The 12,678-nt window shown below is 38.5% G+C and carries 9 protein-coding genes; 1 reads left to right on the top strand and 8 read right to left on the bottom strand.

Going from position 1 to position 12,678, the window contains the following annotated elements:
- Nucleotides 1-26: 26 nt before the first annotated feature.
- Nucleotides 27-329, bottom strand: coding sequence for a hypothetical protein (locus IGL90_RS06210; protein ID WP_002374891.1), 303 nt, complete (start codon nucleotides 327-329; stop codon nucleotides 27-29).
- A 138-nt stretch (nucleotides 330-467) separates the two neighbouring features.
- Entirely contained in the window at nucleotides 468-1,784 is a 1,317-nt protein-coding gene (obgE, locus tag IGL90_RS06205) for a GTPase ObgE (protein WP_002384537.1), read from the bottom strand.
- Between the two features lie 287 nt (nucleotides 1,785-2,071).
- Here obgE and gap point away from each other — a divergent pair, with 287 nt between their 5' ends.
- Entirely contained in the window at nucleotides 2,072-3,082 is a 1,011-nt protein-coding gene (gene gap, locus IGL90_RS06200) for a type I glyceraldehyde-3-phosphate dehydrogenase (protein ID WP_002357638.1), read from the top strand.
- Nucleotides 3,083-3,132: 50 nt separating this feature from the next.
- Here the strand turns inward: gap and IGL90_RS06195 are convergent, their stop codons facing one another.
- The 6 genes from IGL90_RS06195 to IGL90_RS06170 form a co-directional block, all read right to left on the bottom strand.
- Entirely contained in the window at nucleotides 3,133-3,582 is a 450-nt protein-coding gene (locus IGL90_RS06195) for a Fur family transcriptional regulator (RefSeq protein WP_002357640.1), read from the bottom strand.
- Nucleotides 3,583-3,697: 115 nt separating this feature from the next.
- Nucleotides 3,698-4,579 (bottom strand): CvfB family protein, encoded by an 882-nt coding sequence (locus IGL90_RS06190; protein WP_002361792.1) that lies wholly within the window; start codon nucleotides 4,577-4,579, stop codon nucleotides 3,698-3,700.
- Nucleotides 4,580-4,652: 73 nt separating this feature from the next.
- Complete coding sequence (locus IGL90_RS06185; RefSeq protein ID WP_048737223.1) at nucleotides 4,653-6,728, bottom strand: cell division site-positioning protein MapZ family protein; 2,076 nt, start codon at nucleotides 6,726-6,728, stop codon at nucleotides 4,653-4,655.
- Between the two features lie 151 nt (nucleotides 6,729-6,879).
- Nucleotides 6,880-7,986: an RNA polymerase sigma factor RpoD gene (rpoD, locus tag IGL90_RS06180; RefSeq protein ID WP_002360364.1), complete on the bottom strand. Its 1,107-nt coding sequence runs from the start codon at nucleotides 7,984-7,986 to the stop codon at nucleotides 6,880-6,882.
- Nucleotides 7,987-8,094: 108 nt separating this feature from the next.
- Entirely contained in the window at nucleotides 8,095-9,981 is a 1,887-nt protein-coding gene (gene dnaG / locus IGL90_RS06175) for a DNA primase (RefSeq protein ID WP_048737225.1), read from the bottom strand.
- A gap of 316 nt (nucleotides 9,982-10,297) precedes the next feature.
- Complete coding sequence (locus IGL90_RS06170; RefSeq protein ID WP_002357645.1) at nucleotides 10,298-12,634, bottom strand: cation-translocating P-type ATPase; 2,337 nt, start codon at nucleotides 12,632-12,634, stop codon at nucleotides 10,298-10,300.
- Nucleotides 12,635-12,678 lie beyond the last annotated feature (44 nt).

The raw sequence follows: 12,678 nt of genomic DNA, 5'->3' as shown, positions 1-12,678 counted from the left end.
AAATAACACTCTCCTCTGTTTTTCTCTTAAAAAATAACTCCTTTAATCAGCCATAAATAAGAGATAAGCTCTAATAAAATAAGAGAAATTAAAAACAACCAAATAAAACGCTTACAAAAACCTGTTTTCGTTTCAATAAAATAATGACTATACGCTAACGCAAAAGCAATCCCAACAGGCAAAAAAATCATGGCACCAATATTAAACGGCAGACTGAAAGTCCATAATAAAACACTCGGCAACAGGACACCACATAAGAACCCCATACTAAAAAGAAAACCGGCACTTTTAACTGAAAACTTAGGAACCATTGCTTGATTGTTTTCCATTTCAATTTCGCTCCTTTCGTTTGTTATTTTGTTACATTTAAAATTATAAGCTATTAAAAATATTATTTCAATCTATTCGCTAATTTAATACTAATTTTAAAATAAAAAACCAGTTCACTGAGTGAACTGGTTTTATGCTTATTCGACAAATTCAAATTCAAAATTACCAATCCGAACAATGTCGCCATCTTTCGCGCCACGTGCTCGTAATGCCTCATCGACACCCATACCACGTAATTGACGTGCAAAACGCATTACTGTTTCATCATGATCGAAATTCGTCATTTCAAATAATTTTTCTAATTTTTCACCAGATAAAACCCATGAAGCATCTGGTTCACGATCAATCGTAAATTCTGGACCTTCTGGTTGGAAGCCATAACGAACGGTTTCTTCCTCTACCACTTCATCTTCATATAATGGGAATTCAGGCGTTACTTCCAACAAGTCAGCTGTTGCATTTAATAAAGGTTCAATACCTTTACGAGTAACCCCAGAGATTGGGAAAATAGGTAGCTCATCAGCATACTCATCGGTGCGTTCCTTCGCAAGTTGCTCTTTAAATTTCGCTAAATTCTCTTCTGCTTCAGGCATGTCCATTTTATTGGCAACAATAATTTGAGGTCGCTCCATCAAACGTAAATTGTGTGAAGCCAATTCTTTATTGATTGCCAAATAATCTTCATAAGGATCGCGTCCTTCCATGCCACTCATATCAATGACATGTAAAATAACACGCGTCCGTTCAATGTGGCGTAAGAACTGTGTTCCTAAGCCGACACCTTGAGAAGCTCCTTCAATTAAGCCTGGCAAATCTGCTGCAGCAAAGCTTCGACCATCACTAGTAGTCACCATCCCTAAGTTTGGAACTAACGTCGTAAAATGATAGGCACCAATTTTCGGACGAGCGGACGAGATAACAGAGAGTAATGTTGATTTTCCTACAGAAGGAAACCCAACTAACCCAACATCTGCTAAAACTTTTAATTCTAATTCGATTTTACGTTCTTGACCCGGTTCGCCGTTTTCGGCAATTTCTGGTGCAGGGTTTCTTGGGGAAGCAAAGCGAATATTCCCGCGACCACCGCGTCCGCCTTTTGCTACTACTAAGGTCTGACCATTCTCAATTAAATCCCCAATTAAAGCTCCAGTTTCTGCATCACGAACTGTTGTACCTGGTGGAACTTTGACAAGTAAATCTTCTGAACCACGACCGTGCATTCCTTTACTCATACCATTTTCTCCAGGTGTCGCCTTAAAATGACGATTAAACCGGAAATCCATTAATGTGCGTAATCCTTCTTCAACAACTAAAACAACGTCGCCACCGCGTCCGCCATCACCACCAGCGGGACCCCCGTCTGGTACATATTTTTCTCTACGGAAAGCAACCATTCCGTCGCCGCCTTTACCAGCTTTGACATCAATCGTCACTTGATCTAAAAACATGGACATATAATTTGTCCTCCTATTCTACTTCTACTATCTTTAATCACCTCAAAAAGCGTGATTCGAAAGTCTTTATTATTGTATCGGGAAAACAACCGTTTGTCTAGCAATTCTAGTTAGTTATCGTTGGAAAAAGCAAAATTTCTCATGAATCTTTCGCTTTCTTTTTGTCGCTTCGCTATCAGTCTTTTGACAAAAAAATTTTAGAGGTTCATACTATAGATAGTTGAAGAAAATCACTTTTTCAGCAAGGGTCCAAAGAAACACAAACATCTAAAGGAGGAATTTTTGTTATGACAGTCAAAGTAGGAATTAACGGTTTTGGAAGAATTGGTCGTTTAGCCTTTCGCCGAATAAAAGAAGTTTCTGATGATATTGAAGTTGTGGCTATCAATGATTTGACTAGCCCAACAATGTTGGCTCACTTATTACAATTTGACTCTACGCATGGCACCTATCCTGGCACCGTGACAGCCACTGAAAATGGCATTGTGGTTGACGGCGAAGAAACCCGTGTCTACGCAGAACCAGATGCAAGTAAAATCCCTTGGGTTAAAGAAAACGGAGTAGACATTGTGCTTGAATGTACAGGTTTTTATACCTCTGAAGAAAAAGCGCAAGCTCATTTAGATGCAGGTGTGAAACGTGTGGTTATCTCTGCTCCTGCAGGCGCAATGAAAACAATCGTTTATAACGTCAATGATGATACACTTGATGCCAACGATAAAATCATTTCTGCTGGTTCATGTACGACAAACTGTCTAGCACCGATGGCTTACTTCTTAAATAATGAATTTGGTATTGAAGTTGGTACCATGACAACTGTCCATGCCTACACATCAACACAAATGCTATTAGATGGCCCTGTTCGTGGCGGAAATCTTCGTGCGGCACGCTCTGCTGCAGACAATACTATTCCCCATTCAACTGGTGCTGCTAAAGCAATTGGCTTAGTTATTCCAGAACTTAATGGAAAATTACAAGGCCATGCCCAACGTGTTCCCGTTGTGGATGGATCCTTAACAGAATTAGTTAGCATTTTAAAAACAAAAGTAACAGCTGATCAAGTAAATGAAGCAATGAAAAAACACACCATTGATAACCCTTCTTTCGGTTATGATGATCGTGAAATTGTTTCTGGAGACATAATCGGCACGACAGAAGGTTCGATTTTTGACCCAACGCAAACAGAAGTAACGACAGCTGGCGATTTCCAATTAGTGAAAACTGTGGCTTGGTATGACAATGAATATGGTTTTACTTGCCAAATGATTCGCTTATTGGAAAAATTCGCTAATTTATAATTCCAATGAATAAAAAACTGCCTTGCATAAATTAATGCAAGGCAGTTTTTTTAATGTTTACTTTGACAACTTTGACAAATACCATGAAAAGTTAAGCGATGATCTTTGACTAAAAAATGATACCGACTTTCAACAATTTGCTCTACTTCACCAAGCAAGTCTTCTTCCACTTCCTCAATTGTGCCACATTCTAAGCATAACAAATGGTGGTGAAAGTGTTTGGCGCCTTCTTTTCTTAAATCATAGCGAGCTAAACCATCGTTAAAGCTCACTTTATCAACGACTTTTAAGTCTGTTAAAATTTCTAGCGTTCGATAGACTGTTGCTAGACCAATTTCCGGACTTTTTTGTTTTACCAAGAAGTAAATTTCTTCTGCTGATAAATGATCTTTTTCATTTTCCAATAATACAAGTACGGTTGCTTCCCGTTGTGGTGTTAATTTAAAGCCTGATTCATGTAATTGTTTTTTTGTCTTTTTTAAAGCAGCAGTCGAATCCATTATTACAGCTCCTTGTTTAGAATGATTACAAATTAAGAAACTTAATTTATCAATCAAATTAAAATAATTATAAAAGAAATAACTGTAATTTGCAAGATATTCTCAATTAGCTACCTTAATTTTTTTCTTTTGATTGTTCCAACGAGCCAATTAGAATTGTTTTACCATCTTCTTGTTTAATTAATTTTTGTTTCATTAAATGGCCTAAGGCGCGTTTAAATTGAGCTTTACTAATGCCAAAGGTTTGTTTAATTTCATCAGGGCTTGATTTATCGGTGAAAGGAATTTGGTGATCGTTTGCTCTTTCTAAGAAAGTTAGAATCATTAACGCATCATCGCTGATTACTTCATGACTTCTTGGTTTTAACGAAAGATTCAATACGCCGTCCGGCCGCACGCCAATCACACGCCCCACTACTTTTTCACCTAAACGTGGTTCCTGGAATCGTTCAGAAGGATGGATAAATCCAATGTATAAATCATCAGTTAAAATATACGTTCCTGCAAGTTTCAGACGATACACATGCCCAGTTAAGTTTTGGTTTTGCATTTCAGCATTCCCTCGTTTTGCCATGGCTTTAAAGACTTTTTCATCTGCTAATTCGCCCCAAATGCGGTCTTTACTGTCCACTTTTAAAGTAACCATTACTCGGTCTTCTTTTTTAGGCCAAAGTTCCCGCATAGTTGGTAATTCATCCAACGAAATAACGACATCTTTATCTGGTAAGCCAACATCCACAAAGACACCTAAATCACGTCTCGTTCCCGTGACAGTACCAAAGCCATAGCTACCAATGCGCACAGTAGGAATTGTAGTTGTCAGTGCTGGCTCTTGTTTTTGATTTAAATAACCAAACCCTTCTACAGCCTCTCCTATGGCATGCGTACCTTCTTCTTTTTTTAAACGGAATGTGATGCCATTTTTTTGAACAAAATAAAATTGTTCATTTTCATCGACCACAATGCCGGTAAATGTTGTTGCTAGTAATTCTCTCATTTATCATTAACTCCTCAAGGAAAATCAATCGAACAAAAGATTTCCGCTTTTGTTCGATTGTTTCTATTTTCTTTTATTGCCCTGCATTACGAGAAGCGTTCCCTTTGAACCAACCTGTTTTAGCATTGATTGTAACTAAATACATGTGAACATTTTTCTCTGTAGTGCCTTCTAATAATTTTGATTGATTGTTTGTTGCATAAAGATTGTAGTAACCTTCGCCATTCACAATTTTGGCAGGTTCTAAAGAATATCCGCCAGGAACCACATAGCCACGAGCAATCACTGTGTCTAAGACTTTTTCTTTCACACCTGGTGCCCATGTCCACGCTGGATTGCTACTATCAGCGATATCAGCAGCATCTGGCGCATAAAGCGGACTAGTGTAAACCCCGTCACTATTCGGCGCCGTGTAGCCATTCGCTTCTGTTTTTGCTGTTTCTTCCTTCTTAGCGTTCTCTTTTTTCGCGGCAGCAGCTTGTTTTGCTTGTTCTTCTGCTTGTTTTGCTTGCTCTGCGGCAGCTTGTTCTTCTGCAATTCTTTTCTGTTCTTCTTCAACCTTGGTTAACGCTTGGTCAGCTGTCGTGACTTGTTTGACCAGTTCTTTTTTCAGCTTATCACTTGTTACTTTACCTACTTCTGCCTTAGCAGCTTGATACGTGTCTCGATTCAGCTGATTGGTAGTTTTTCCATCTTTATAAATGACCTCAACCGCTTTTTTAGCTTTTTGTAATTGGTTGTATTGTTGGTTCGCTTGATCGATTGCTTGGTTCATCAATTGGTCAAATGGATCATTTCCTGTTAAATTCTTTACGGAAATTGGTTGATCAGCAGCTAAAATCGCCGGTTTCAACTCATTGCCATTGACAATCGGCGCCTCAAATAATTGGTTGATTTGTTGAATGGTTTGTTGCTTCTCTTTCAATGTTTGAATTTGTTTATTTAATTGAGAATACTCTTCTGAATCTTTAATTTCCGCGACTTGTTTTGAGAGTTTTTCTGGACTAACAGTCACCATATCGGGTTTAATAAAAACTTGCTCCTTCGTGGTATAAAAGGCTGCTAGTTCATCTTTCAGCGTATCTGTTTTCTTGGTTAGTGCCGCCGCCTCTTGCGCGGCAGCTTTTTGCGTTTGATCATGATACGCCCAAGCACTACCTCCAGCTAATAAAACAACCGCAAGCGCAACGAAAGCCACTTTTTTTGATGGTTTCTTCGGAGCAGGCGCTGGTTGAGCATTCCCAGTTTCATTCATCGGTGGTATCACACCTGAATCTGAAACTTTTTCCACGGTTGTATCAGCGTCGCTCGGTTCCTCTAGCGACGCTGCACTCGTTAACCCTTCTTCAGAATCTGAAATGGATTCAGTTGGTGTTTCGGCTTGGGTTAATACTGCCTCACCGCTGTTTTCTAACTCTTGGGTCTCTGCTGTTTCTTCTGATGGATTTTCAGACATTTCTGTATCTGCTCGATGCGCTTGAATATAAGCTTGCAAAGTTTCGTTTGGTGTTACATCTTGATCTTCTATCGGTGGTTGTGAAAAAATTTCTTCTTCAGAAGTAGTAGAGATAACTTCAGTTCCTGAAATCTCTGTTAAAGCTTCCTCTTCTGACTTCACCGTCTCAGATACCTCAGCTATTTCTGCTTCAACAGTAGTTGTTTCTTCTGTTGTTTCTTCTGTTGTTTCTTCTAAATTAACTGCTTCGTCCGTTGCTAGTTCTTCTTCTGTTGAATGAGTAGGCGTCTCTTCTGTCGCTGGTGTCGACTCCTCCACCAAATCATGAGTCTCCTCACTAGCCCCTTCTTGAAGCGATGTTTCTAGACCAGAAACATCCTCTGAATCAGAGACTATTAAGTTATCTTCTGTTGACTCTTCTTTTTTGTCATCATTACTTTCTTCTTCTGGTGATTCGCCAAACAGTTCCATCACATGGCCTAAGCTCATATCTTTTAACTCAGACCATTCAATATTCTCATTTAATTGATCTTCGTGTTGTTCATTTTCCTGTGTTTCAAAATCTATATTTGTTGAAGTCGTTTCCGCTTCTTCTTTATCAACTGTTGTGTCAGTTAGTGAATAGCCACATGTTGGGCAGGTCGTTAATTCTGCATCGAATTCGTTCCCGCACTTCGGACATTTTTTTGTCATTCTTCCGCCTCACATTCTGCTAATATTCCATTACTTCTAATTTACCACAACTTGCGCCTTCTTCCAATAACTAGCAATGACATTTAGAGACTTTTTAAAAATCAAAAGCGGCTCTTCTCGCATGCACGAAAAGAGCCGCTAAACGGTATGTTTATTCTAAAAAGTCTTTTAATTGTTTTGAACGAGAAGGATGTCTTAGTTTTCTTAACGCTTTTGCTTCAATTTGACGAATACGTTCACGAGTGACACCGAAAACTTTTCCGACTTCTTCTAGCGTACGTGTCCGACCATCATCTAAACCAAAACGTAAACGTAAAACATTTTCTTCACGGTCTGTTAAAGTATCCAGAACATCTTCTAGTTGTTCTTTTAACAATTCGTAAGCTGCATGTTCAGCAGGACTGGTAGCATCTTGGTCTTCAATGAAATCACCTAAATGTGAATCATCTTCTTCACCAATTGGTGTTTCTAAAGAGACTGGCTCTTGTGCGATTTTTAGGATTTCACGAACTTTTTCTGTTGGTAAATCCATTTCCGCACCAATTTCTTCTGGCGTTGGTTCTCTACCTAAATCTTGCAATAGTTGGCGTTGAATCCGAATCAATTTATTGATTGTTTCAACCATATGAACAGGAATTCGAATCGTTCTAGCTTGGTCCGCAATTGCCCGCGTAATCGCTTGACGAATCCACCAAGTAGCATACGTAGAGAATTTGAACCCTTTACGGTAGTCAAATTTTTCAACAGCTTTCATTAAGCCCATATTACCTTCTTGAATTAAATCCAAGAATTGCATACCACGACCTACATATCGTTTGGCAATTGAAACAACCAAACGTAAGTTGGCTTCTGCTAAACGTTGTTTTGCTTCTTGATCGCCTTCTTCAATTTTAAGTGCCAATTCAACTTCTTCTGCGGCAGTTAACAATTGAACGCGCCCAATTTCTTTTAGGTACATACGCACGGGATCATTAATTTTAACACCTGTTGGCGCAGATAAGTCTTCTGCTTGGGCCTTTTCCGCTTCTTTTTCATCTTTTTTCAAGCTATGTTCACTTGGGTCTCCATTTTCATCGACCACGCTGATACCAGCATCTTCAACTTTTTGGATCAATTTTTCCATAGCTTCTGCATCCAAAGTATACGGTGTGGCTAATTGATTCGCTAAATCATCATAAACCACTGTTCCTTTAGGCTTGTTTTCTTTGATAAATGCTGCCACTGCAGCTTCATATTTTTTACTTGTTTCTTTTTCCATGAAAGAAGGCCCCCTTCATTTTTCGGTTCACGCTTGAAATAACTGATAAATCACTGGGACTTATCAAAATAAAATGAACAAAACGCTTAGTTCTATTCATTATATTGCTTAAGTAAATGTTCGTTGAGCTTTAAGCTGTCGAGCCAATTGGATAATCTCCATTGTTAATTCGGCTTCAAGCTGTTGGTTGCCCACTCGTTTTGCTTCTTGCTGTTGAATCTTTTTCTGCTCAATTGCCTCTGCAATACTTGATAAGGCAATTACATGTAATAAATCGGCAACTTCTCGCTCAGAGCTTTCTTCCGATAAATTCTGATACGCAATTTCAATTGCTAATTGTTTGGTTTGATTATCTTGCAAGAAATTAATAAAATCGGCAATGTCGAAACTTTGATGCAGTGTCGCATAACTTTCTAGCAAGAAATATAATTCTTGGTATTCATCATGAGCGAATGAAAAATCTGGCAATTGTTGAATGGTTTGCCGTACTCCTTGTTCATTCATTAAACGAAATAATAAAGAACGTTCTGCTTTTTGAACTTGGGTTAACGGTAACTTGTTCTGGACGTGATTCTCTTCAAAAACAGGTTCTTCCATTGGTGGTGGCATCATTTCATCTTGATAAAATTGTTGCCTTTCTTGCCGTTGGACTGAACGTTGCTCTTGCTTCAATTGATTGAATTGTTCTTCTAAACTATGAACAGAAAGTTGAAATTCCTGAGCAATTTGGTTTAAATAACGATCACGTTCCAAGGGAGATTGAACATTGGTTAACTCCCGTAACAATTCGTTCACATAATCCAATTGTTCTTTTTCGTTATTCATGTTTCTAGTTAACCGATGATAGTTCATTTTAAAACTAAAAACTGTTTCTCGGCCATGATTGGCTAAATTTTGAAAAGCTTCTGCGCCATATTTCCGCACATATTCATCAGGATCCAGCTTTTCAGGGATGCTGACAATACTCAAGTCAAAATGACTGTTTTCTTGCAATAATTGAATCGCACGGTTTGTGGCTTGAACACCGGCATTATCGCCATCGTAACAAATAACTACTTCCTTAGCGACCCGTTCCAAACGCCGAATTTGTTCATTGGTCAAACTAGTCCCCATTGAAGCCACCCCACTTTTTACGCCTGATTGCCAAGCAGCGATAACATCCATGAATCCTTCAAAAAGCAAGACTGTATTTTCTTTACGAATTTCTTTTCTGGCTCTATCAAAGTTAAACAGCGTTTCTCGCTTATTAAAAAGTGTTGTTTCAGGACTATTCAAGTATTTAGGCATCTCATCCCCTGGAAAATCAGCTGTTTTTAACAAGCGACCAGAAAAGGCGATGACATTGCCTTGGGGATCATTAATTGGAAACATGATTCGTTGATAGAAACGATCCAAAAACGTACCGTTATCTCTTTGGACAAACAGCCCAGAAGGCTCAAAAAGAGTTTCATCCAGTTGTTCATTTTTAAAAACTTGACTTAAGAAATCACGTTTTTGCGGCGCAAATCCAATTTGAAAGGTCTCAATTAGTTCTTGTGTTAACCCCCGCTCTAATAAATAGTTTAATGCGGGTTCGCCAATTTTAGTATTCACTAAAATATGATGGTAAAGTTCTGCGGCTTTACTATGCAGTTGTAAAAAACTCCGTCTTTGTTGGTTTTCTGGGGTATCCGCTACTTCACGCGGCTCTGACCAATCAAAGTCCACAGATAAATGTTCCAAATCTGCAACACGTTTCACGGATTCTGGAAAACTAATGCCTTCAATTTCTTGCAAGAAATTAAAAACAGTTCCACCTTTCCCGCAGCCAAAACAGTGAAAAATTTGTTTGTCTTCTGCTACTGAAAATGAAGGGGAACGTTCTTCGTGAAACGGACATAAACCCATATAATTTTTACCGGATTTTTTTAACTGGACATACTGCCCAATAATATCTACTATATTCGTTCGGTGACGAACTTCCTCAATGACTTCCTGAGGAATGCGTTGTGCCATTGTCCTCACCTCCTAAGAATAGCATTGTGCTAACTCATGTGATTGACCGTTTAAAAAACGCACTGTCATTTCAGTGCGAATTCCAATGGACACATTTACACATGATTTATTGTATCACATAATCTCTGTTTTTCAAGTATCTTGTTTCAACTCAACAAAAAAAGAAAGTATCTAGGACAAAAGTCATCCTGACTCCTGCCCCAGACACTAACTCTTAAAATAATCAGTTAAACATCAAGCTTGCTCCGACTTCCTTCAAGATTTAAAGAAGAACTGCATTTCTGGAGACGAATGCTTTTAGCTCAACCTCTGCTTTTTATAAATCTTTAATTGTTTTTCCAGCACGTTTCATTTGTACGAAACCAATTGTTACACGCACTACAATATTAATGGCCATCATAATAAAGAAGAGACCCATTGTTTGCGAAGTTAAGAAACCAATTTCTAAAATGTTGTGGAATAACATAGCTGCTACATAAATACCAATAATGGTACTGAAAACCAAGAAAATGCGTAATGGATTTAAAGGCAGACATGCTCGAACAACAGCCATACAGCTAATTCCAACTAATAAATAATACATTAACGTCGTGGTGTCTAAAGAAGAAAATCCTTGATTTTGTCCAATCAGATAAACAGCAATGATATTCGCTACAACTAAAAGCGCATTAACAGACGCATTTTTCAAAGCCGTTGGTAAAAACTTCCCGACAACTTTTCGTTTGTCCCCTTCGAAAGATAAGAAGAAGGCTGGATATCCTTCAATTGCTAAATCAATCAAGGTCACTTGAATCGGAATGAACGGGAACGCAATGGCCGTTAAGGCACAAATGATTGAGAGAATAAACGAATAAATCGTTTTAATGAAGAAAACGCTGGAAACTCGGGTTACATTATTTACCACACGTCGTCCTTCAAACAAGACATCTGGTAACGTTGTAAAATCAGAATCTAGCAAAACTAGATTAGAAATTTGCCGAGTAGCGCCATCTCCCTCTGCCATGGCGATACTACAATCCGCTTCTCGTAACGCTAAAACATCGTTGACGCCATCGCCGGTCATCGCCACCACATGCTCTGTGTCTTTCAACTCACGCACAATGGTTCGTTTTTGCTGAGGCGATACACGTCCGAACACTGTGTATTGCTGAACCGCTTCTCGCACTTCTGCTTCTGTCGTTTTGGTCGACAAATCAATATAAGACTCATAACCGGGTAGCCCAGCACGACGAGCAATATTTGAAACAGTTACCGGATTATCACCAGAAATTACTTTTAAGTCGATTCCTTCTTCTTTTAGATAAGCCAGTGTTTCTTTGGCATTTTGGCGAATTGGATCATCAATTTCTAGAATCGCTAATGGCTCTAAATAAGGCATTTTGGTTTCGTTTAACGGTTGTTGTTCCGCAATGGCTAACATCAAGACGCGATAACCATTCTCTTGTGCTGTAAAAACAGCTTCTGGCAACCGACTATCGTCTACCAAACGCTCAGGAGCCCCTAAATAAACTGTCCCAATTTCTGGAAATTCAATAGCCCCCCATTTTCGTTCAGAAGAAAAAGCCAAGACTTCTTTTGCGCCAAATCGATTGGATACTTCATAATGATCACGAATTGCTTGCATTGTAATATTATTATCCGTACTTTCAGATAGGTAGCTTCCGATAATCTGTGGGAAGAGTTCTTCATATTTGTCATGCAAGATAATCGCCTTTTGCACTTTCATTTTACCTTCTGTAATCGTTCCAGTTTTATCTAAACACAAAGTGTCCACATGGGCCAATGTTTCAATTGAGTACATATCTTGTACTAGAATACGTTTTTTGGCTAACTTAATGACACCTGTTGTCAGCGCAATACTAATTAATAGTACTAATCCTTTTGGTAACATCCCTAACAAAGCAGCTGCAGAAGCAACAACAGATGTTTTAATGCCAGCATCTCTTAACCAAAAAGCTTCAACAAATAAAATAATCCCTAGAGGAATAATCACCCAACTTGTAAATTTAGAGACTTTACGAATCGAATTGACTAACTCTGATTGAATTGGTTTATGCACTTTGGCTTCTTGGGTGATTTTCACAGCATAGTTTTCGGCACCAACGTGGATAACACGGGCATAGGCTTGTCCGCTAACAATGAAACTTCCAGAAAGCAAGGTATCGCCGATTTCCTTTTCAATTAAATCTGATTCACCTGTTAACAACGCTTCATTCGCTTCGACTTTACCGTCAATAACTTCCATATCAGAAGGAACTTGTTCCCCTGCAGAGATAATAACAATATCTTCCATAACTAGTTCTTTTGTATCAATTTCTTGTTGTACGCCATTTCGAACAACATGAACATTTTCTTTTGCCACAATAGATAATTTTTGAACTAAATTACGGGCATGAATTTCTTGGAAAATCCCGATTGACATGTTCACAATAATAATCGCTAAGAAAGCCAGATTGGAATACGCTCCGACAAATAGTAAACAAACAGCGATTGCAAAGTTTAAAAAGTTGAATAACGTCATGACGTTATCAAAAATAATATCTTTTGTAGATTTCGCTACATTTTCCTCATAATTATTTTGAAGGCCTAACTCTTTCTGCTTGGCAACTTCTTCTGTACTTAACCCTTTTTTCAGGTCGACTTTATTCAACATCCAGCTCTTTCCCTACCTTTTCAATTAATCAGTTACATCCCTTC

Origin of the sequence: Enterococcus sp. DIV1307a (assembly GCF_050537425.1) — a bacterium.
Taxonomy (GTDB): Bacteria; Bacillota; Bacilli; order Lactobacillales; family Enterococcaceae; genus Enterococcus; species Enterococcus faecalis.
Note: the sequence above shows the minus strand (reverse complement) of the source record. Positions and strands in the feature narration are given on the sequence as shown.

Excerpts from the sequence above, each read along its gene's own strand:
- IGL90_RS06210 (WP_002374891.1), bottom strand. The coding sequence starts at position 329 with ATGGAAAACAATCAAGCAATGGTTCCTAAGTTTTCAGTTAAAAGTGCC.
- obgE (WP_002384537.1), bottom strand. The coding sequence starts at position 1,784 with ATGTCCATGTTTTTAGATCAAGTGACGATTGATGTCAAAGCTGGTAAA.
- gap (WP_002357638.1), top strand. The coding sequence starts at position 2,072 with ATGACAGTCAAAGTAGGAATTAACGGTTTTGGAAGAATTGGTCGTTTA.
- IGL90_RS06195 (WP_002357640.1), bottom strand. The coding sequence starts at position 3,582 with ATGGATTCGACTGCTGCTTTAAAAAAGACAAAAAAACAATTACATGAA.
- IGL90_RS06190 (WP_002361792.1), bottom strand. The coding sequence starts at position 4,579 with ATGAGAGAATTACTAGCAACAACATTTACCGGCATTGTGGTCGATGAA.
- IGL90_RS06185 (WP_048737223.1), bottom strand. The coding sequence starts at position 6,728 with ATGACAAAAAAATGTCCGAAGTGCGGGAACGAATTCGATGCAGAATTA.
- rpoD (WP_002360364.1), bottom strand. The coding sequence starts at position 7,986 with ATGGAAAAAGAAACAAGTAAAAAATATGAAGCTGCAGTGGCAGCATTT.
- dnaG (WP_048737225.1), bottom strand. The coding sequence starts at position 9,981 with ATGGCACAACGCATTCCTCAGGAAGTCATTGAGGAAGTTCGTCACCGA.
- IGL90_RS06170 (WP_002357645.1), bottom strand. The coding sequence starts at position 12,634 with ATGTTGAATAAAGTCGACCTGAAAAAAGGGTTAAGTACAGAAGAAGTT.